This is a genomic window from Rhodobacteraceae bacterium IMCC1335 (assembly GCA_039640495.1).
GTDB lineage: Bacteria > Pseudomonadota > Alphaproteobacteria > Rhodobacterales > Rhodobacteraceae > Thalassovivens.
The window spans coordinates 1,491,409-1,512,856 of record CP046864.1 but is presented as its reverse complement, the minus strand read 5'-3'; the positions used below and the strand labels follow the sequence as shown (position 1 = coordinate 1,512,856).

General features: G+C 50.4%; 21 protein-coding genes. 13 read left to right on the top strand and 8 right to left on the bottom strand.

Annotated features, from left to right (window positions below; genetic code table 11):
- Window positions 1-74 precede the first annotated feature (74 nt).
- The gene (locus GN241_07225; protein XAT57176.1) at window positions 75-233 is read left to right on the top strand and encodes a hypothetical protein; all 159 of its coding nucleotides are present in this window, start codon (window positions 75-77) and stop codon (window positions 231-233) included.
- 39 nt (window positions 234-272) lie between these two features.
- On the opposite strand, the gene GN241_07220 is transcribed toward GN241_07225, so the two are convergent.
- On the bottom strand, window positions 273-830 hold the full coding sequence (locus GN241_07220; protein ID XAT57175.1) for a hypothetical protein: 558 nt from the start codon (window positions 828-830) through the stop codon (window positions 273-275).
- Between the two features lie 609 nt (window positions 831-1,439).
- Between GN241_07220 and GN241_07215 the strand changes: the two genes are divergently transcribed.
- The 4 genes from GN241_07215 to GN241_07200 all read left to right on the top strand — a co-directional run bounded on the left by GN241_07215 (window position 1,440) and on the right by GN241_07200 (window position 5,424).
- Window positions 1,440-2,360 (top strand): hypothetical protein, encoded by a 921-nt coding sequence (locus tag GN241_07215; GenBank protein ID XAT57174.1) that lies wholly within the window; start codon window positions 1,440-1,442, stop codon window positions 2,358-2,360.
- A gap of 169 nt (window positions 2,361-2,529) precedes the next feature.
- The gene (locus GN241_07210) at window positions 2,530-2,700 is read left to right on the top strand and encodes a hypothetical protein (GenBank protein ID XAT57173.1); all 171 of its coding nucleotides are present in this window, start codon (window positions 2,530-2,532) and stop codon (window positions 2,698-2,700) included.
- Window positions 2,701-3,005: 305 nt separating this feature from the next.
- A complete protein-coding gene (locus GN241_07205; protein XAT57172.1) occupies window positions 3,006-4,034 on the top strand; it encodes a hypothetical protein in 1,029 nt (342 codons plus the stop codon).
- A gap of 397 nt (window positions 4,035-4,431) precedes the next feature.
- The gene (locus tag GN241_07200) at window positions 4,432-5,424 is read left to right on the top strand and encodes a hypothetical protein (GenBank protein XAT57171.1); all 993 of its coding nucleotides are present in this window, start codon (window positions 4,432-4,434) and stop codon (window positions 5,422-5,424) included.
- Between the two features lie 222 nt (window positions 5,425-5,646).
- Here the strand turns inward: GN241_07200 and lpdA are convergent, their stop codons facing one another.
- The 5 genes from lpdA to GN241_07175 form a co-directional block, all read right to left on the bottom strand.
- A complete protein-coding gene (gene lpdA, locus GN241_07195; protein XAT57170.1) occupies window positions 5,647-7,041 on the bottom strand; it encodes a dihydrolipoyl dehydrogenase in 1,395 nt (464 codons plus the stop codon).
- Window positions 7,042-7,114: 73 nt separating this feature from the next.
- Complete coding sequence (locus GN241_07190) at window positions 7,115-7,690, bottom strand: DUF924 family protein (GenBank protein XAT57169.1); 576 nt, start codon at window positions 7,688-7,690, stop codon at window positions 7,115-7,117.
- A gap of 97 nt (window positions 7,691-7,787) precedes the next feature.
- On the bottom strand, window positions 7,788-9,056 hold the full coding sequence (locus tag GN241_07185; GenBank protein XAT57168.1) for an MFS transporter: 1,269 nt from the start codon (window positions 9,054-9,056) through the stop codon (window positions 7,788-7,790).
- A 74-nt stretch (window positions 9,057-9,130) separates the two neighbouring features.
- Window positions 9,131-10,189 carry a tRNA preQ1(34) S-adenosylmethionine ribosyltransferase-isomerase QueA gene (gene queA, locus GN241_07180; GenBank protein ID XAT57167.1) on the bottom strand — a complete coding sequence of 353 codons (1,059 nt, stop codon included), beginning with the start codon at window positions 10,187-10,189 and terminating at the stop codon, window positions 9,131-9,133.
- Window positions 10,190-10,197: 8 nt separating this feature from the next.
- Complete coding sequence (locus GN241_07175) at window positions 10,198-13,452, bottom strand: hypothetical protein (GenBank protein ID XAT57166.1); 3,255 nt, start codon at window positions 13,450-13,452, stop codon at window positions 10,198-10,200.
- A 105-nt stretch (window positions 13,453-13,557) separates the two neighbouring features.
- Here GN241_07175 and GN241_07170 point away from each other — a divergent pair, with 105 nt between their 5' ends.
- From GN241_07170 to GN241_07155, 4 genes are all read left to right on the top strand, one after another.
- A complete protein-coding gene (locus tag GN241_07170) occupies window positions 13,558-14,019 on the top strand; it encodes a redoxin domain-containing protein (protein ID XAT57165.1) in 462 nt (153 codons plus the stop codon).
- Window positions 14,020-14,037: 18 nt separating this feature from the next.
- On the top strand, window positions 14,038-14,889 hold the full coding sequence (locus tag GN241_07165; GenBank protein XAT57164.1) for a DUF455 family protein: 852 nt from the start codon (window positions 14,038-14,040) through the stop codon (window positions 14,887-14,889).
- Window positions 14,890-15,196: 307 nt separating this feature from the next.
- A complete protein-coding gene (locus GN241_07160) occupies window positions 15,197-16,315 on the top strand; it encodes a peptidoglycan DD-metalloendopeptidase family protein (GenBank protein XAT57163.1) in 1,119 nt (372 codons plus the stop codon).
- Window positions 16,305-16,817, top strand: a complete 513-nt coding sequence (locus GN241_07155) for a polymer-forming cytoskeletal protein (GenBank protein ID XAT57162.1) — start codon at window positions 16,305-16,307, stop codon at window positions 16,815-16,817. The genes GN241_07160 and GN241_07155 overlap by 11 nt, the downstream gene beginning before the upstream one ends.
- 69 nt (window positions 16,818-16,886) lie before the next feature.
- On the opposite strand, the gene GN241_07150 is transcribed toward GN241_07155, so the two are convergent.
- A complete protein-coding gene (locus GN241_07150; GenBank protein ID XAT57161.1) occupies window positions 16,887-17,324 on the bottom strand; it encodes a hotdog fold thioesterase in 438 nt (145 codons plus the stop codon).
- Here GN241_07150 and GN241_07145 point away from each other — a divergent pair.
- The 4 genes from GN241_07145 (at window position 17,318) to GN241_07130 (ending at window position 21,083) form a co-directional block, all read left to right on the top strand.
- Window positions 17,318-18,166, top strand: a complete 849-nt coding sequence (locus tag GN241_07145; GenBank protein ID XAT57160.1) for an enoyl-CoA hydratase — start codon at window positions 17,318-17,320, stop codon at window positions 18,164-18,166. The two genes, GN241_07150 and GN241_07145, sit on opposite strands and share 7 nt — an antisense overlap.
- 80 nt (window positions 18,167-18,246) lie before the next feature.
- Window positions 18,247-19,596: a methylenetetrahydrofolate--tRNA-(uracil(54)-C(5))-methyltransferase (FADH(2)-oxidizing) TrmFO gene (locus GN241_07140; protein ID XAT57159.1), complete on the top strand. Its 1,350-nt coding sequence runs from the start codon at window positions 18,247-18,249 to the stop codon at window positions 19,594-19,596.
- 24 nt (window positions 19,597-19,620) lie between these two features.
- Window positions 19,621-20,232, top strand: coding sequence for a methyltransferase domain-containing protein (locus GN241_07135; GenBank protein ID XAT57158.1), 612 nt, complete (start codon window positions 19,621-19,623; stop codon window positions 20,230-20,232).
- Window positions 20,229-21,083 carry a tRNA glutamyl-Q(34) synthetase GluQRS gene (locus GN241_07130; GenBank protein XAT57157.1) on the top strand — a complete coding sequence of 285 codons (855 nt, stop codon included), beginning with the start codon at window positions 20,229-20,231 and terminating at the stop codon, window positions 21,081-21,083. The genes GN241_07135 and GN241_07130 overlap by 4 nt, the downstream gene beginning before the upstream one ends.
- On the opposite strand, the gene hisI is transcribed toward GN241_07130, so the two are convergent.
- Window positions 21,080-21,439 carry a phosphoribosyl-AMP cyclohydrolase gene (gene hisI, locus GN241_07125; protein XAT57156.1) on the bottom strand — a complete coding sequence of 120 codons (360 nt, stop codon included), beginning with the start codon at window positions 21,437-21,439 and terminating at the stop codon, window positions 21,080-21,082. The genes GN241_07130 and hisI overlap by 4 nt on opposite strands.
- Between the last annotated feature and the right edge of the window lie 9 nt (window positions 21,440-21,448).

The window sequence follows — 21,448 nt, the reverse complement described above, 5'->3', positions numbered from 1 at the left end:
GGAATGCGACAACTTGTGCGTTGTTTAGCTTATTGATTGACTTATCTTTGTATCAGTCAAAAAGGAGATGAGAGATGAAATTTATCACAACTTCGATTTTCGCTTTAATTCTAAGCACCCCAGCCGTCCTAGCTGACGGATGCGGCAATCATGGCAAAGACGTAACGATGTCTTGCGCTGTAGGACAGGTTTGGAACCCTGAAACCCAGCAATGCATGGATACAAACGCATAGAACCTACCTGAGGTGGGGTCATTTTCCACTGGAGGGTGTTCAGGCGGCAAGTCTATTGTAGATCCGCTTCACCGTGACGTTCTGCCATTTGCCTCTACCGCTAGGCGTTGGGATCTCTTCAGCATTTAGAGCTTGAGCCATAGAGTTCATTGACATCCGCCCATCAGGGTTCAATCTGTCGAACAGGGGTTTATGGTTCTCAGCTTTAGCGTTGGCGTATTGCTTCTTGGCTGTAACTGCTTTGAGGCAATACTCTTTCGCAACAGTACGCCCAATCAACCCATTCTTGTCCTTTTTGTCGTGGGCTGCCGACAACTGACCTCTAGTCTTTGCAGCAGCCAAAGCTCTCGTCGTCCCGTCAAAGATACGCGTGGCCTCATCCTGCGCAGTCCCACAGTTTCGCTGACTGGACAGGTCACGGAATTGTTCTGCTGCTCTCACTTGGTATTTTCCCGAAGAGGAGAAACGATAGGGCATCACCAATACGGACAGCAGAATTCCGCGCAGCAGCGGCGAGGCCTGCGGGCGTGACGGCAGACGCGGCGGGCGGCGGCGCGCATAAGCGCGCTGTTTGCCACGCCTGAATAAAGCGTTCAAAACAGGCTGACCTGCCCGGCTTTTAAATAGGGATAAATTGAGCGCCTTTTCAGATATTCACAAATGGCATCATACGCGCTGCGTAAAAACTATTTCCCCTTTATCAAAAAGCCAATTTTGCGATTAATCTCAGAATGTCAGATCTAGATCAGATCGAAGCCGCAGTGCAGTGTGGCGCAACTGCAGCGCCGTCTCGTTTTCAGCCACAAAAAAGCCCTTTTTCTATGATGAAGAGGTTTGCATATCATTGCCTTAGTGCAGCGAAATATGACCGCAGTATTTTGACGGTACCAATAGTGTAGAAGTTTTTGTTTAGAGTTTCATGCCGTTAAAGAGTTTCAAAATCCTCCTAGTAACCTGTATGATGTTCACCAAGCCCGCACTGACAGAAGAGGTAGATCAATGCCCTTTTGTTTTAGGAGAGAGCGTTGAAGCTGTATCAAGATCGAAACTGCAAGAGTTTGCAAACAACTTTCCTATAAAGAAATCCCAGTTTGAACCCACCGCAAAATTTAAGGCGCGACAAGAGCGTTCGGTGAAAAACGCCATAATCGCTATTCAAGGTCGCGGAGCGTGCAATGTCAATTAGGCTCGGAGGTAAATGCAGCAATGTCAAAAGCGAAATTTGAGATAGCATTTGAAGGCCATCCCTTCGATGAAGGCGAGATCGATGTACGCGATCTTGCGCCTACCCTTCTGGCATTAGGAGATGTAGTTCAAGCTGCCAACAAGGCACTAAATGGCGACAGGGCAAATGCGCGTTTGAAAATGGCCACTACTGATGAGGGGTCTTTCGTCGTGGCGCTCACAATGGATGTTGGTTGGTTGACGGACATGCTAGATACTGTCGATGCCCATAAACAAAGGGTGGATGCAGCCAATCAGGTCATGGATCTTATTATTAAGGGGACCACCATCACCGTCGGTGGAACCATTGGCTTAATCGCAGCAGTGAAAGCGTTGAAGGGCAAACCTCCAGACAAAGTTAAACTGAAGTCAGATGGCACTGCCGAGATAACTAACAACCGGAACAACTTCTTGGTGGATGAACGGACCTTAAAACTGATGCAAGATTCTCCGACACGGGAAGCCATCGCGGATCTTGGAAAAAATGCTTCTCAAGTAGATGGTCTCGACTATCTTCGAATTGGAGCCGATACCGAAGCGATCAAAGCTGTTCGCCTCACTAAGACTGATCTCACGTCTTTTAAAAAACCGCCAGAGGCCGATGAACCAGGCACAGAAACAACACGCCGTGAAGCCTGGCTAAAGATCGTGACTATGCATTTTACTTTCGGTTATAAATGGCGTTTCTCCACTCGCGGTGAGCGCCCTTTTTTGGCTGAAATGGAAGACTCAGACTTTCAAAATGACGTCCAAAAGGGAAAGGTGACGCTCCACGCTAACGATACTATACGCTGTCAGCTGCGCGAAGAGCAGTCCATATCCGCGTCCAGTTTAATAACAACCATTTACGTGGAAAAGGTTGTTGAGCACAGGCCAGGTGCCCGCCAGATGAATTTGCTTTGAGCACTAGAGCTTCGTTTTGATAAGTTTACTACAAAAAACAAACTGAGCTGGATAATCCAAGCGCCATAAGCGCTGCTTAAATAATCTTCATTACAATAGCTCAGAAAAAACCTTTGGTTGAAAAGACCAAGGTTCACTCAAGTTGTTACAATTTCAAAAAGGAGGCCTCATGGTTGATTTTGTAAAGCTCGTGCTTGAGTTGGATACATCAGATCTTGAGCAGGGCGAGGTGAAGCTTAAAAACTTGACCGTAGCCGGTGATAAGGCCGAAAAAAGCGCGAAAAAACTTGGCTCATCGGCAAAAGCCAGCGCTGCGCAGTTAAAACAAGCGACCAAATAAGTCGAAAAATTCGGCAATGGCCTTAAGATCAATGGCGGGCATACCGCCAACCTTACCGCGCAGCTCATAGCAGGCGGCAGATAGCATGCAATAAATACAAAAACACCCAAGAACGGGCTTAAAACAACCCGCTCCCACGCTTTGATCCATATCGATTGTTTTGGATCAACCCAAAATATCCCGGCGGGGATCATCCCATAATGACGGGCATTGCAATTCTTTACGGCGCAAAGCGGATCTCCGCCAAATCGCTCTTGTAAGCGCCGGCAATCACCCGCATCCTCGCTGTATAAAGCGGAGGATATATGCGAAGTTCAAAAACCATCCACGTCATCTCGGCGCATGCAGAAGGCGAAGTTGGAGATGTGATCGTTGGGGGCGTTGCGCCGCCACCGGGCGCCACGATCTGGGAGCAACGAAACTGGATCGCCAAAGATGAAACGCTGCGTCAATTTATGCTGAACGAGCCACGTGGCGGCGTATTTCGCCATATCAATCTTTTGGTCCCTCCCAAAAACCCGGATGCCGCCGCCGCTTTCATCATCATGGAGCCCGAAGATACCCCGCCGATGTCCGGCTCAAACTCGATCTGCGTGGCCACTGTTTTGCTTGATGGCGGCCTTCTTCCGATGCAAGAGCCGATCACCGAATTTAGCCTTGAGGCCCCCGGAGGGCTGGTGCAGATTAAAGCCCATTGCAAGAACGGCAAGGCTGAACGGATATTTGTTCAAAATCTTCCCAGTTTCGCTCAACAAATTGCCGCGCCGCTTGAGGTTGCTGGACTCGGCACGCTGAGCGTCGACACAGCCTTTGGCGGCGATAGTTTTGTGATGGTGGATGCCGCCGCTTTAGGATTTCAAATTGCCGCGGATGAAGCCGCCGATCTTGCCAAATTGGGTCGCAAAATAACCGACGCTGCCAACCAGCAATTGCGCTTTTCTCATCCCACCAATGCCGATTGGAAGCATTTTTCGTTTTGCCAATTCGCAAGCCCATTGGAAGAAGATAAAGAGGAGCTGCGGATGAAATCTGCTGTGGCCATTCAACCGGGAAAGATTGATCGCTCGCCAACCGGCACTGCCCTCTCTGCGATGATGGCTGTTCTGCATAAAAAGGGCAAAATGCGCCTCGGCCAAACGCTTACCGCGCGCTCTATCATCGGGTCAGAGTTTTCCGGACGCATCGTAGATCTATCTGACGTAAATGGCATCGCGGCCATTCTTCCTGAAATAAGCGGCCGTGGTTGGATCACTGGCATTCACCAGCATATGCTGGATCCGGATGACCCCTGGCCACAGGGCTACCGCCTATCCGATACATGGGGCGCAAATTAACATATGGCGGCAATGCACTCTTTTTATGGGCAACCTCAGCGTTTTCCGCGCAGGATTTAGAGTAAAGATCCGTTTTTTTGAAATTGACTTTGCAAAATTCAGATAAAAAACCTCTTTGAGCCAACTTACCATACACTGAAAATTATTTTTCCTGACACAGGCCCGATTTCTTGACCTCAAATCGAATCCTACATGATGAGAAGACGCGCCAGCAAGCATAAGCAGGCCAAAATTTAAAAACAAATTTTGAAAATGATAAAAAACACCCTGACGTAAGAATGCCTCACTTTTAACATTTTTCCATGCCCATAGTGTTCCTGCACAGCAAAAAACTGAAACAGCGTCTGTCTCAGTCACGGCTGAGCATATGCTTAATTAGTTAAGTGAAGATATTTTTATGAAGAAAGTCATGTTGGGGATCGTTGCTTATACGATTTTTGGGACGATGGCCATGGCGCAATCTCCGGGAAGAGATCTAGCGGCGCTTGCCTTTGCCAGCGAGGATAGCAATGAGGACGGGTTTGTCAGTCTGGGCGAACATCAAGAACAGGCTATAAACATATTTCTGTCAATGGATGCCAATGATGACGGACTGCTCAGCTGGAGAGAATTTTCTTTTTGGGGATTTGGAATGGAACTTATTGCGGATGACTCGCATCGTTCACAGGCCTATGAAACTGCAAGAAAAGTTGTGTTTGACCTTTGGGATCGCTCAGATAACTGGAAGCTTACCCAAAAAGAGCAGCTGCGTGGCATAACCGCAGATTTTTTTCAAGCCGATGCTGCTTTTGGTGTGACACATCTGTCCGCGCAAACATCATCAGAGGGTCATGGTAATGCGGCATTGCATTGCCAGCACTTCCCGGCTGACTGCGAAGAAACGAAAAATGAATCCAAAGACACGAAAGAACATGAAGACCATGAAAGTGGCGGTGGTGCATTCGCCAGCCCACTGGAACCGGGCCAAGGAATGTTCGGTGCAATTTCTGAAGTGAATACAATCATCGAAGAATCTGGTGCAGACTGGACCAAGGTCGATTTGGATGCTCTTTGGGAGCATCTAAAGGACATGGATGCTCTTATGACCTGTGCCAAAGTCGAAAAATCGGAATTGGACGACGGTCTGAAGATGCTGGTGACGGGTGAAGGTGCCGCTGATCGGGCCGTTCGCAACATGATCCCCGCGCATTCGCAGTTTTTGAAAAATGTGCGCCCTGCGTGGGAAATCAGTGTTTCAGGCGAAGGTGCGTCATATGAGGTTGTCGTGACCTCAAGCGATCCAAGCGAAGCGCAGAAAATCAAGGCGCTCGGGTTTGCAGGGTTCATGTTTCAGGACGATCACCACGCATCGCACCACCTTGGGATTGCGGTTGGCGATCAAGTGCACTGACCACGACTGAGCCATTATGAAGATCGCGATGGACGATTATCAAAGGATGAGATGCTGAAACACTCGATTATCAATGTCACGTTACGCTCAGCGCTCAGGTTGGACCAATAAAAAACGCGCACATCTGCTGCAGTTCAAGCGGGCAAGCCGCAGACTATTGCAAATCTTTGGGCAGCGGAGTGCAACGCATTTAACGAGTTTGTGCTGCTCGCCCGATATGGTCTAAACGTGGATCACCTGATCAAAGGCATCCAACACGCTTTCATGCATCATTTCAGACAGCGTCGGATGTGGGAAAACCGTTTCCATCAAATCTTGCTCCGTGGTTTCCAATTGACGCCCGATCACATAGCCTTGGATCAACTCGGTCACCTCGGCGCCGATCATATGGGCGCCCAGCAATTCGCCCGATTTTTTATCAAAAATGGTTTTCACCAATCCCTCAGGCTCGCCTAAAGCAATGGCTTTGCCATTGCCGATAAATGGAAACCGCCCAACTTTAATCTCATGGCCCTTCTCACGCGCTTGCGCTTCTGTATACCCGACGCTGGCGATTTGAGGATGACAATAGGTGCAGCCTGCAATTGTTTCGGGGCGCACGGGATGCGGCTTTTTACCGGCAACTAACTCGGCAACCATAACCCCTTCATGGCTGGCCTTATGGGCGAGCCAGGGGGCGCCGGCCACATCGCCGATTGCGAAAATGCTCGGAATAGAGGTGCGGCAATAGGCATCGGTTACGATATGGCTGCGATCAACAGCAATGCCCATATCTTCCAAGCCCAAATTTTCAACATTTCCCAAAATCCCAACCGCAGAAATGACCGTGTCAAACGTCTCGGTGGTGGTTTTACCGGCCTGTTCAATATGCGCCGTCACTTTGCCTTTTGCCCGGTCGAGCTTTTTGACCATTGCCTTTTGCAAAATATGCATACCCTGTTTTTCAAACTGTTTTTTGGCAAAAGCACTTATTTCAGCATCTTCTACGGGCAAGATCCGATCCATCACCTCTACAACGGTGGTATCCGTACCCAGCGTGTTGTAAAAACTAGCAAATTCAATTCCAATCGCGCCCGAACCAATAACCAATAGTTTTTTGGGCATGCGGCTTGGCGTCAGCGCGTGCTTATAGGTCCAAACCAGATCGCCATCGGCTTCAAGCCCGGGCAACTCGCGCGCTCTGGCGCCGGTTGCCAGAATGATATGCTTGGCTTTCAGCGTTTCCGTTTTGCTCTTGGTCGTTACATCGACGCTGGTGGCGCTTGCGATCCGCGCCTCGCCCATCAAAGTGGCGATTTTATTTTTCTTCATCAAGAAGCCAACGCCTTGATTTAACTGTTTGGCAACCCCGCGCGAGCGCGCCACGACAGCCTCAAGATCGTAATCGATGCCTTTGGCGCTTAATCCGAAATCTTTTGCCCGATGCATTAGGTGGAACACCTCCGCCGATCGCAACATCGCTTTGGTCGGAATACAGCCCCAATTGAGACAGATTCCGCCCATATGCTCGCGTTCGACAATGGCGACCTTCAAACCAAGTTGGGCGCCCCGTATCGCAGCCACATAGCCGCCGGGCCCCGCCCCAATAACCACCAGATCAAATGCACGCTCTGCCATCGCTTTCCTCATCTCAAAAAATTTGTTTAACGTTAAACTAAATTAGGATCGAGTTCAATGGGTCAGCGCGAAATCAAATCGGAACGGTCAAATTTTGAAACAGGTTGCCATAGCCACCATCGCGTATGAAATCAGCTTCGGCCTGGCTGCTCTTGCGCGAGAGGGCGCTGTTTCGATCAGGAAATCTGCCAAAGTTACGAATAACCTCACGATGCGCCCTGGCATGCAGCAAATTATGCCCGCCGCCATCGCGCATGCGTTCCTTGAGCAAACGCACGCATCGATCCTGATCGATCAAGTTCTCAGAATGCATCAGCGGCATGTAAAAAAATTGCCGTGCAGGTTCATCAACGCGCAAATCCCATTTCTGATTAATGGCTGATTTCGACGCCGCCAATGCCACAGTATCAGATGAAAAGCCCGTATCCTGACCACGAAACATATTGCGCGAAAATTGATCTGCGAGAATAATATATGCCAAAGCCCCGCTCGGATATGTCAACCACAAGCCATAGCGACCTTGCATCAATTCGCGCCACGCAGGCTCAAAGCGGTGTTTGATTTCCGCATCAAGGTCCAAATCAACAGAATACCATTTTTCTGGCGCAGTCTCATCAAGCCAGAATTTTAAAATCTGATCAGGGGTCATGGTCGCTCCCTTATTTTACGACAGTTCTTCTCTGGTTTTTTTATTTATGAAAATAAAAGGGTTTTCAATATTTTTCTATATATAGATGTATAAAACTTCATTCATCAACATCTTGGCCTTCTTCCTCTTCCATAGCCGTCTCAATCGCGATTTCTTGCGCGAACTCAACCGATAAAAGAGACGCCGTGGGCATAACGGTTTGATAGGCATTTGCCTCTTCGACGGTTGGAGCCGCGCGCTGCGTACTGCGATAGGCCGCGTAAAGCGCAAGACCTGCCATCAAGAAAGAAATAAGCACAAAAAACCCATAAGCTCCGATGGCCTGCATGACCCATCCCACGATTAAAGGACCAGCAATCGCCCCAATCCCATTGATGAACAGCAAACCTCCAGAGGCGGACACCATATCATCAAAGTCTAAAAAGTCATTGGTATGCGCGATCAGTAAAGAATAAAGCGGGTTCGACGTCCCCCCTACAATGAAGGCCGAAACCAATAACAAGGTGAAATTCTGCCCCATAAAAACCCCAATAAGAGCCCCAACGGCTCCAATCGCAGCCACGCTCATGATCAAGCGGCGCCGGTCCATTCGATCAGATAACCAGCCGATCGGGTATTGTAAAAACACCGCACCAATATAAAAAGTCGCAACGAAAAGCGAAATCTTTCCCAGCGATAAACCCACTTCCGCCCCATAAACCGCCGCCATGCCAAATTGTGCTGAAAACACCCCGCCCAGCACAAACATCCCCGCGCAGCCCAAAGGTGAGGTTTCAATCAGCTTTTTCAATGGCATTGGATTTGTGGTTTCAAAAGCTGGTGTCGGGCTGATCGAAAGAAGAATCGGCGCAAATGACACGGAAACGAAAACCGAAATGATAATAAATAACGTATAGCCCCCAGGATCACTGGTGACCAATAGGCCTTGGCCAACGACAATTCCCACCATTTGCAATATCAAATAAAGCGAAAGGGATTGACCACGGTTTTCATTCGTTGCGGCGTTGTTCAGCCAGCTTTCAGCGATAATATAAACGCCACAAAAACAAAACCCGATGATCAAACGCCCAAACATCCAAAAAACCGGGTTTAAATATAATGGAAACAACACCAGCACAGCCGAAATGAAGGAGGCAAGTGCCGCAAATACGCGCACATGGCCAACGCGGCGAATAAGCGAGGGCACCATGCGGCTGGCGCCCAAAAACCCAATGAAATATGCGGACATAATCATCGACATTTCGAAAGGTAAAAACTGCTCTATGCCGCCACGCACCCCCAACAGGGTGCTCTGCAGACCGTTTCCAACCATTAACAGCATCATGCCCAATAAAAGGGCCCAAGAATTTTTAAAAACTGACAGCATGGAAAGGCTCCAATCACCACGCAGAACGGCAGAAAGGCCCGTCTGTTTACCCTAATCGAGTCGCTTACTTCTGTCTATCTCTGTGGAACCAAAAGCGAGGAATCACCATAGGAAAAAAACCGATATTGCTGTTTAATCGCATGGGAATAGATAAATTTCATCTGTTCAAGCCCGATCAACGCTGAAACCAGCATCAACAATGTTGATTTTGGCAAATGAAAATTGGTCATCAATGCGCTTGCAACGTTGAATTCGAAGCCTGGAAATATGAAAATATCGGTTTCCCCCTGCCACGCCTCAATCTGACCACTGCGACGCGCGGCGGTTTCCAGTAAACGCAGCGCGGTTGTTCCTACTGGAATAATGCGCCCCCCCGCAGCCTGCGTTGCGGCTATTTCTCCGGCAGCTTGCGGGGAAACACTTCCCCATTCAGAATGCATCTTATGGCTTCGAATATCCTCGACCTTTACGGGCAAAAAAGTGCCCGCGCCCACATGCAGCGTCACATAGGTTATGCCAATATTTTGCTCTGCCAATTGCGCCAAGAGCGGCGCATCAAAATGTAGCGAGGCGGTGGGCGCGGCCACCGAGCCTTGATGCCGCGCGAATACGGTTTGATAATCCTGTCGATCTTGCGCATCGGCGGCTCGTTTTGACGCGATGTAAGGCGGCAAAGGCATCATCCCAAAACGGTCTAGCGCGCTCTCAAACGCCGCTTCGCTTCTATCAAAGCGCAGCACAGCTTGCCCTTGTTGTTTATCGAGCAACTGCGCCGACAGGCCGCCGGCGAATTCGATCGTCTCGTTAAGAGCGACTTTTCGCAAGGGTTTGATCAGCGCCATCCAATCACCATTCTTGTGCCGATGCAGCAATGTCACCTCGATCCGGGCTTCGCCGCTGCCGCCTGAGGCGGCGCTTCGCCGGCGCATACCGCTCAGGCGGGCCGGAATGACCTTCGTATCGTTCAGAACAAGGCGATCTTTAGGAGTGAGATATTCTAGCAAGTTTGCCACAGACCGATCCGCGATCCCTTCCCCATTTGACACCAGCAATCGGGCCGAAGAGCGCGGTGAAACAGGCCGCGTGGCAATCAATTCTTCGGGCAGCTCAAAATCAAATTCGGTTAAGTTCATCGCTGCGGTCACTCAAGTTTGGGGGGAGGGCGCCGGAACACTTCGCGAAAAATTCCGGGCGTTAAGATCGACAAAGGATTCACCTCTAAACTTGGCTGTCCTTTTTTTCCATCTAGATTAAAACTAAAGCCAAAGAGACCATCGCCTTTTCTGGTCAGGGCTGAGCCAATACCGTTGATAAAATATATTGGCGATAGAACCCCCTGCATATCCAGGCTCTGTGCCTTTCGATTGTAATAGCCATCCAAAGACAACCCGATGGACGGCCCAAACGCAGAGGCTGATTCAACTATAATTTGTTCCTTAGTGCTTCTGAATTTGGCATCTATCTCCGATAAAAGAATACCCGGCCCTGTCAATTGCTCTAATAGGCCAACGATGCTGATTGCGTTCAAAAGCTCTGCAAAAACGGGCGCTTTTTGTACTTTGACATTCCGGATTTCTAAAAGCCCATCAGTTTCACCCATTTGTTGCGTTGGACTTAAATTTAACCGCAGCTGCCCACCTGTGGCGCTTTGCAAAGCCCCAACCGATGTCAGCAAACGCCCTGCCTGATCTGATGTTACTTCCAATGCGGTGCGGCCATTAAGCGGCGATAAAACAGCCACAACTTGTGCCACCCCGTTCACTTTTGCCGAAAACGGACCCGACAATTGCGGTGCGCTGATCAAATCCGCACGAAATTCGGTCAGTTTATTTTCACCCAACACCACCTCATCCAAGGCCACCTTTAGCGCAAGCGGCGCCGTCTGCGCAGCGTTTGTTTCGGGCATGCCTGCCATCAGATTTGGAAAATTAACCCATCCGCCAAATATCTCAATGCCCATCGCGGGGTTAAACTGACCGAACACATCAAGTATATCATCCACTTGAAGCTTAGATATTGATAGCGATTTGAATTCCTCTTGTTCCGCGTAATCTACCGCGCCTTCCAAATTCAAACCAGCGCCGGTTAGGGAAAACGCATCAGTCAGCACCCGCTTATTATAGCGTCCCGTTAGTCGAAACTGGGCGGGTTTTTTAGCCGGTTTTTGCCAATTTATTTGCTTTGCGTTTACCCCTAATCCCACCAAATCAGAGCTGAGGGAAAACGAGGCTTCTGCGCCGCTTGGCAAGCTTGCAGTTATCTGCGCAGGGCTGCTTCCGCTGATCAAGCCTTCGATCTCAGCCCCTGTAAAGCGACTTACCAATTCAGAGGAAAGATCCAATTCAGCCTCAAGCAGTGCAGGCACATCCGCCTGATCTGGGCCCAATCCTTTTTGAAACTTTGCCTTGAAAGGCACCTGATCAAACCGGCCTGTTCCGGTGAGTTCCAATTGCTTGGGAGATAAAGCGATTTGCACCAAATCACTCGAGATCACAGCGCCTGTGTCACCGAACTCGCCTTCAAAATTCTTCACATCGCCTTCCGCAAAAATTTCAACAGAGTCGCCGCCATTTTTAACCATCAAAAATGAAACCGAGGCGGTCAAAGCAACCTCGCCCACCCCCGGTATTTTGGGAAGTTTTGTTTCGCTATTTCGCGAAGACACGATGATATCAACAAGCGGCAGCACATCCGCCAACTGCCCCGACACGACAACATCCGCCACCCCATCTGATGGGATTTTTTTCGTATCAGGGATCACGAAGCGCGTTCCGGACATGTCAACAGGCCGGGCCCCGCTTGCAGTCATAAATCCGGCACTCAAATTGGTTGCAAGCCGATTTGAATTTGACGAAAATTGCCCCCGCGCCTGCGTGATCATCGGCAATGATTTTGTAACCCGTAGCGCCGTCTCCTCATAAGCAAATCCAAGATCTAGCACAGGGGGCTGGTTTGCGGGCAATCTCCAGGCGAAGCGCACATCACGTAATTTCGAGTGCTTTACATTTTTTGACACCCAATCTCTGGATCTAGGTTTAAACCCTACGGGCCAATATTCCATTATGGCGGCCTTGGTTAAAGCTGGGGTGCGAGCGTCAAGCGCCACAGACCAACCCAGCGCCTCAGCGTTCACCCGCGCCTCACCCCGAACTGAAATCTTTTTTGCACTATTCGTTGCGTAAAACTGCCCAACTTCAAGCCGAAATGGAGTTAAATTCAAGCGAAAATCAACCAAGGCATCATCCAGAATAACTGCATCGAGTTGACTGTTTTGCAGTTTGGCTTTGGCCTCCGAAAATCTAAGTTGGCCAAACAAGCTATCGGGCCAAGCCTCATTCATCTCAAGCGCGGCGTAACCCTGCCCCAGAAACGACACATCAGAGCCCACAATTCTGATTTGATCAAACTCTAAACGGCGATCCAGCGGATCATAGGTGAAATAGGTTTGCGCCGTTTCAAACTGGATCGGCACCGCTGTTTCATTGGGTCTGAGCGCGCCTTGCTTTATCTGCAAACTTACGCTGAGCGCCCCCAAAGCGCCGGATTCATCTATCGCGCCGTTTATCGCGCCAGAAATTGGACCCTCAACGGCGTTCAACCATGCAAAAAATGGCAGCTGGCTCGCCATGTCCTGCGCTGGTAAATCTTCGAATAGCACATCAAAATTTGCGGCGCTCTCCCCGATTTGTCGTTCTATTCCGGCGCGCAAGCTCGCATAATCAGCTCCCCCGGCCAGCAGCCCCATACTGACGTCAAGCGATAAAGCCGCCCCTTGTTTTTTCAAAACAAGCCTTGCCCCATCAATCACCCAATTTCGCCGGCTGAGAAAATCTTGATAGGTGATCGCAATGTTGTTGATCGCGATTGTCTTCAAACTCTCAAAGAGGGCGGTTTGCAACACTTGATCCATTGGCATGATCAATGTTGGAAACAGCGTCATCGCCACATCGCTTGGCTTCAAATCCGCGCTTTGAACGTAGATATCGCCCGTCTTCTGCCGGCTTAACGGCATAAAAACACCGTCTGCTATGAGCATTTCTGGCCTGATCTGCCCTTCCAAAAGCGCTGGCAGATTCACCTCAACGCGCAGGGATCGTACCTCAAGCGGCGCTTCTAACGGGCCTGGCAACGAAATCGAGACATTCTCAAACTGAAATTGAGGCGCCCAATTTTCGGATAAGGTCAGGAATACATCAGAAAACTTGACTTCCGCATCAGGAAGGTTTTCGCTTAAAATGCTCGCAACGCGGTCTTCAACCCAATATGGTAGCGCAAGATCGCGGCCCTTTAAAACCGCAACGAACAGCAATAAACACAGGATCAACGCTCCCAAAAGTGCACTAACCGCAGAGACCAATACAGCAAGCCAGCGCCAGGGATGACGCGCAGCCCTCACATTCTTCCCTTCTTCGCCCACTCTTTTGTTGCCCTAACTCTTTTTTCGCGTTCAATTTGTTCTAGCTCTTAGCGCGTCTGCCAATTATTTAGCAAGGAATGCACCATGACAAATTTGCCTTATCCCGCTCCAATTGTACAGCTGCCGCGGGATGGTGGCGGCGAATTGGCGCTCTCAGATCTGCAACCATCTTCGGTTGTTCTGTTTTTTTACCCCCGCGATAATACAAGCGGCTGCACGAAAGAAGCTCAAGGCTTTACCACCCATCAGGACGCGTTTGAAAAGTTAAACGTCAAAATTATCGGCATTTCAAAAGACAGCGTGAAAAGCCATGACAAATTTGTTGAAAAGCAGGGGCTCGGCATACCCCTTCTGTCAGATGAAAAGGGCGATATCTGCGAACAATTTGGCGTTTGGAAAGAAAAATCCATGTATGGTAAAACCTATTTTGGTATTGAGCGCTCCACTTTTTTGATAGATGGCTCCGGTCAAGTGGTGCAGGAGTGGCGCAAAGTTAAAGTGGCCGGGCATGTCGAAGCTGTCTTGGCCGCGGCGCAAACCCTGTAACCCAAAAGAGGTCATTTGATGCGATTAAGCCTTGCTGAAATGGGCGCACAAGTACTGAACACTGCGGATGGGCGCGCAAAGACCGCCCTGTCTTTGCAATATGCCCAAGCCTGGCAAGAGGCGCGCGCCGCAGGCAACACGCTTGAAATTGGAACCGCGCCGGCACCAGATCACCCAGCGCGTCCAGAGGCCCCCCGCTTATGCGCGCCAAAAGACGTGGCCAAACGCAAGCCCGGATCACCCGAAGGCCGGATTGCGCTGTTGCACGCGGTCGCCCATATCGAGCTGAATGCCGTCGATCTGCATTGGGATATTATTGTTCGGTTCAGCAAGACCCGCCTGCCAACCGGCTTTTTTGATGATTGGGTGCAGGCGGCTGCAGAAGAAAGCAAGCATTTCAATTTAATCTGCGATTGCTTAGAAAATTTGGGCAGCTTTTATGGCGCGCTTTCTGCCCATGCCGGAATGTGGCGGGCAGCCCAAGATACAAAAACCGACCTGTTAGGGCGCTTGGCCGTGGTGCCCATGGTTCTAGAAGCCCGTGGACTTGATGTGACGCCGAATATGATAAAAATATTCAAACAGGCAAAAGAAACCCAAGCCGTTGAGGCGCTAGAACTGATCTATTCAGAAGAAGTGACACATGTAGCATATGGATCAAAATGGTTTAATTTCTTGTGCGGGCGCGATGATAAAGACCCAAAGCAAGTTTTTCATGCGCTGGTGCGAAAATATTTCAAAGGCAATCTGAAACCACCCTTTAACGCTGAAAAGCGGGCAGATGCGGGCATCCCGCCAGATTTTTACTGGCCTTTAACCGAAAATATTGAATACCCTGCCTTTCTTGGTGGTAAAAACGCGCCTGGTTGAAAAAGCGACAGAACGCGGCACAGCGCCGTTAGAAAAATGACCTGCGCAACCGATGCGATGCAGCGGTGCAAGCTGATTGACCTCAACGTTTGCGATCAGTATCACCGATACAATATATCTGGCCTTACAAATTTGCAGGAAAACTGTGCGACCCCCCTCAAAAAGATCTTTCTTTTGGTTTAGCGAAAAAACCATCTACGTGGAAACTGCCGGGCAAACCATAAGGCTCAGCCTGTCATCAAGGGCGCAGATTTTAGCTTTTATTTGCGCTATTGGAGTGGTTTTCTGGATCAGCTTTAGCGGCCTTATGCTGTTTTCGAAGGGAATTGGCGCGCCATCAATCCCGGCAAGCCCCATAAATAACACAATCAACGCGTCTGAAACTAGGGTCTTTGCGGAAGAATTGAACGCAATCACGCAACAGAGCCTATCAGTAAAATCACAGCTCTCGGCAGCGCTTACAGAAATGCGAAAAATGCAAAACGGGGAGTTAATCGCAAGCGAACAACAAGAGCAGCTGCAGCATAAGCTGGTTTTGGCGCTCAACGAGTTGAAGGTATTAAAACAGCAGCGCATGGGTGAACGCAACGCAAGCGCTGCAGGCTCGGTCGCCCCTAGCGCATTATCAGCGCTCCCTCGCCCAGAAAACGCCTCTGCGATCGACAAGGTGTCGCAAGCACTTTCGCAAACAGCCGCAGACAAACTGGAAACCGAACAAAACCTTGCCGCCGCGCTAAGCGCACGCGATGCGCTTGAATTGGAAATTCGCCTCATTGAACAAAAATACGAACAATTATTCCGTCAGATTGAAGAAGCCCTTACAATTTCCGTAAAGCCATTGGAAAAAGTTTTGCGCGCCAGTGGCCTAGACGCTGACTCGCTTTTAAACACCGTGCGCCAAGGATATTCGGGGCGCGGTGGACCAGCTTTCGGGCTTGAAACAAACCCCGCTGACCTTTCTGCCGAAGAAGCCAGAGCGCTTGGTATTTTAAACTCTGTGGCCAAGCTGGATCACTACCGCATCGCAATAAACAAACTGCCTTTCGCGCCCCCGGTCACCGCCGCGCATCGCTTCACCTCTGGATTTGGCCCACGCTGGGGGCGCATGCACCGCGGCATTGATCTTGCCGCGCCCAAGGGCACCCCAATTCTGGCAACGGCGGATGGCGTTGTAACATTCGCCGGCACGTTTTCCAGCTATGGAAAACTTGTAAAAATCAAGCATGACTTTGGCTATGAAACACGCTATGGTCATCTTTCAAAGATCCGTGTAAAAAAAGGGCAAAGAGTATCTCGTGGAGAGGCAATCGGTGGTATGGGAAATACTGGGCGCTCCACAGGGACGCATCTGCACTATGAAGTGCGCTACAAAGGAAAAGCGTTAAATCCGATGAATTATATTAAGGCAGCGAAAGATGTTTTCTAAAAGCAAAATAAACGAACCAGGTCAAAAAGACAGCGATGCAGCAACGCCCAGCGCCCCTGCGCCCACGGCTTATGCGGCTGATCAAATTGAAACAAAGCCATCGGCACCTAAGGCAAAACCACCTGCATCCGTTCTGTCATCTGATCTGCACGTTACCGGAAACATGAAAACCACGGGCGACATTCAAGTGGAAGGCACGGTTGAGGGCGATATACGCGCGCATCTGCTGACGGTGGGCGAAAGCGCCACGATCAAGGGCGAGGTGATTGCCGATGATGTGGTTGTAAATGGCCGAATCGTCGGTCGGGTGCGGGGTCTGAAAGTTCGCCTAACGGCGACGGCGCGCGTGGAAGGCGATATCATTCATAAAACAATCGCGATTGAATCGGGTGCGCATTTCGAAGGTTCTGTTCAGCGCCAAGACGATCCATTAACCAAAACGGCCGCCGCGAAGCCTGCCGCAGCGGCTCCAGCGCCCCGGCAAACCGCCGCCAAAGTCTGAGTATCAGGCATAAACAGATAATGCGCCAGCTCTTCGCGAGCTGAGCGCATTTTTCGTTCCGATTACATCTTACTGCGTTTTAATCGTTTTATCGGGCGGTAAGGCATATGTCATGGAAGCCCGCGCCACGGGGTCGGCTTTACCCTCAGAAAATATGAGAACATCGCAAACAGCCAATAAACGGCCAAGTTTCAACACCTTACAATGCGCAATCAGATCACGACCTGCATCCGGTTTGCGCATAAAATCCAAAGATGCATTGGTCGTAACGGCAAGTTCTTTCGGCCCGATTGCGGCCAGAACGCTCATATAAACCGAAACATCCGCCAAAGCGAACATCGCCGGCCCTGACACCGTGCCGCCAGGGCGCAAATGCCGCTCTTGCACCTTCAAGCGCACCTCTATGTGCCCCTCCTGCAGCGCCTCAATGGCAAACTCACCGCGGATCTGAGGAAACACGTTTTCAAGATAGCGCATTAAGGTCTCTGCCGTGTAAGGTAATGGCATACTTTTCTCTCTCTTTATTTTGGCGTAGACTCGCGGAAAATCAGAAGGAGAGCAAGATGGCTTTATTAGAACGCAACGATACGGGATCGATTGCCCATCTCACATTGAATGCTCCAGAGAAATTAAACGCGCTGTCAGAGGGGATGCTGGAGGCGCTGCAATCTGAATTTGACGTCCTAAAAAACGACCAGGCGATCCGTGCGGTTATTTTAGAGGGCGCCGGCAAAGCGTTTTGTGCCGGCCATGATCTAAAAGAGATGACCGCAGGCCGGCAAGCCGAAGATAGCGGCAAAGCCTATTTCAAAACGCTATTCAATCGGTGCGCAAAAATGATGCAAACAATCCAGAAATTGCCGCAACCGGTGATCGCACAAGTGCATGGCATTGCCACTGCCGCAGGCTGCCAATTGGTGGCAAGCTGCGATTTGGCAGTTGCCGCCGAGGGCACGAAATTTGGCGTTAACGGCGTTAATATCGGATTATTCTGTTCCACCCCAATGGTGGCGCTTTCCCGAAATATCCCCCGAAAACAAGCATTTGAAATGCTAACCACCGGGCAATTTATTAATGCTGCGCGCGCGCAAGACCTCGGTTTGATAAACCGCGTTGTCTCCGAAGAACAGCTCAGCGCAGAGACTCGGGCCTTGGCGGAATTATTGGCCAGCAAACTTGGCGTTGCGGTGAAAATTGGCAAAGAAGCGTTCTACAATCAGTTACAAATGCCATTATCCGAAGCCTATGATTATACGGGCGACGTGATGGTCGAAAATATGCTGTATCGGGATACCGAAGAGGGCATCAGCGCCTTCATTGAGAAACGCGATCCTAACTGGACACAGTAAACCATCCAAAGCTAAAGCCTCAGGTCAATAAAGGCGGGTCTTGGGCTGGTCATTCCGTTGCATTTCGTTAGGAAGAGCGCATGAGCGAGACATTAAATATCATTGGCGGCGGCATGGCAGGATCAGAAGCCGCCTGGCAAGCCGCCCAAATGGGCGTGAACGTGGTGATCCACGAAATGCGTCCTCAGGTGAAAACATTTGCGCATCAGACGGCTGATTTGGGTGAAATGGTATGCTCTAACTCTTTTCGTTCTGACGATCACGAACAAAACGCCGTCGGCCTGCTGCACTGGGAAATGTTACAGGCCGAAGGCGTGATCATTCAAACCGCCTACGAGCATCGTTTACCTGCAGGCGGTGCTTTAGCCGTTGACCGTGAGGTTTTTGCCAAAAGCGTAACACGCAAACTCAAGGCGCATCCCAAGATCACGATTGTTAATAAAGAAATCGACGCGCTGCCTCAATCAGGTCATTGGATCGTGGCCACTGGGCCGCTCACCTCATCCGCGCTGGGCGCCTCTTTGGCAAAAACAACTGGCCGCGATGCGTTGGCCTTTTTCGATGCCATCGCCCCCATACTCTATTATGACAGCATTGATATGTCCAAAGCCTGGATGCAATCGCGCTATGATAAGGGCGAAACTGAGGCCGAGCGCACCGCTTATTTAAACTGCCCGATGGATAAAAGCCAGTATGAACGCTTTATCGACGCGCTGCTCGAGGCCGAAAAAACCGAATTTCATGAAGGAGAAACGGCGGGGTATTTTGATGGATGTTTGCCGATTGAAGTGATGGCAGAGCGGGGCCGCGAAACGCTGCGTTTCGGACCGATGAAACCCGTTGGCCTGACCAATCCACATAGCAGCCAAAAGCCCTATGCCGTGGTGCAGTTGCGCCGCGATAATGCCCTGGGCACGCTGTATAATATTGTCGGATTTCAAACAAAAATGAAATATGGCGCCCAAAAAGAGGTTCTGCGGCAGATACCAGGGTTAGAGGCGGCTGAATTTGCGCGTTTGGGCGGCATCCACCGCAATACGTTTTTAAATTCCCCCACTCTTTTGGATCATCAGATGCGTTTAAAGGCGGCCCCACATCTGCGCTTTGCCGGCCAAATAACTGGCGTAGAGGGTTACGTAGAAAGCGCCGCGATGGGTTTATTGGCTGGGCGCATGGCAGCCAGTGAAATCCTTGGAAAGCCTCTGCCCCCTGTACCGGAAGATACCGCCTTAGGGGCGTTAATGCTGCATATTACCGGCGGCGCTGATGCAAAAACCTTTCAGCCCATGAATGTGAATTTTGGCCTTTTCAGACCGATAGAGGGCACAAAGAACGGGCGTAAAGGGCGCAAAGAGCGCTATAAAGCCTATACAGACCGGGCAAAAAGCGCTTGGCAGGATTGGTTGGCCAAAGCCCCTCTGGACGCCTAGCATCTGATTTGCTTAACTTACGGGATGACGACAACATATCTCGATAAAATTTACAGCGCTGACAGCGCAGATTTACGCCCCTTTTACGCCCAATGGGCGCAGAGCTATGATCAGGAAGTGGGCGAAAACGGCTATGTCACTCCGCTGAGAATTGCCGAGGCGCTGGCGCGACATGTAAAAGATCTGAGTATACCCATCCTCGATTATGGATGCGGCACAGGTGTTTCAGGGCAGGCGTTTCAAGAGGTGGGTTTTCTTACGATCGACGGGGTAGATATTTCGGCTGAAATGCTCGAGGTTGCGGCGCAAAAAAAGATCTATCGCCGCTTGGAGGTGTTTGCGCCCGAAATCGGCCCGAACGTGAAACTGGGGGCTTATCAGATTATTGCCGCGGTTGGCGTCATTGGCGCCGGCGCCGCACCGCTCGCCGTATTAGATAAAATGATGGCTCTCTTGGCTCCAAAAGGGCTGTTGGTGTTTTCATTCAATGACCACACGTTGGAAGACCCCGCTTATGACGGGCTGGTTGAGGATTATGTAAAACAGGGTCAGGCGGTGCTGCATTTAAAGGAGTATGGCGACCATCTGCCAAAGCAAAAAATCAATTCCAATATTTATATTCTTGAAAAATTGTGACGTTTCGAACCAGATTTGCCCCCTCGCCCACGGGCCCGCTGCATCTTGGTCATGCGTATTCTGCCTTATATGGCCACAGACTGGCCGAGGCAAAAAACGGGCTTTGGCTGCTTCGGATAGATGATCTAGACCACAGCCGTTCAAAACCAGAATGGACGCAGCAGATTTTCGATGATCTGCGCTGGCTTGGACTGGCTTGGCCCGAGCCTGTCAGGTTCCAATCGCAGGAAACCGCCTCCTATCAAACAGCGCTTGATGCTCTGGCACGCGCCGGAGTGATCTATCCGTGCTGCTGCAACCGCGCGGATATTGCGCAAGCCGCAGCTGCCCCGCAAGAAGGCGTGCCCGAATTTGGTCCAGATGGCCGCATCTACCCGGGCACATGCCGCCATCGCAGCCTGTCGCAGGCTAGCGCCGGCGATGCGTTGCGCTTGAATATGCGCAAAGCCGTCAAAGCCCTGCAAAAACCTGTGACCTATGAGGAATTTGGAACGCAGCATTCGAAACGGATAACGCTTAAACCCGAGCCGCTTATTGCGCAGGTTGGAGACGTGGTGCTGCGCAGAAAGGATCAGGGGGCAGCCTATCATCTTGCGGTGGTCATAGATGATGATGCGCAAAACATCACCGATGTGGTGCGCGGCGCAGATCTGAGCGCCGCAACGCAAATTCATGTCGTGTTACAACAATTGCTGAATATTCAGACCCCTCGTTATCACCATCATGCCTTGATAAGAGATGAAACGGGCAAGCGCTTGGCAAAACGCAGCGATTCTGAAGCGCTCAGCAGTTTGCGAAAAGCCGGCCACTCTGCCCAAGATATCACGGAGCGTTTGTTTTCAGCGCCTTAAAGCAGAACCGGCAAGCGTTCATGTTCCCTACCATCTTGCACGGTGATGTAAAAGCAACTGCGGCGGTTGGTATGGCACGCAGGCCCGGTTTGATCAATCAACAACAGCAGGCAATCGCGGTCACAATCTACGCGAAACTCAACCAATTTCTGGATATGCCCCGAGGTTTCGCCCTTCACCCACATCGCCTGACGCGAGCGCGACCAATAGGTCATCCGCCCTGTTTGAAGCGTGAGCTTTACCGCCTCGGCATTCATCCAAGCCATCATCAGCACTTCGTTGCTATTGGCATCCTGCGCAATCGCTGGAATCAAGCCATCTTCGTTAAATGCAAGTTCCTCAACGTTAAATTCCATTCTTACAAA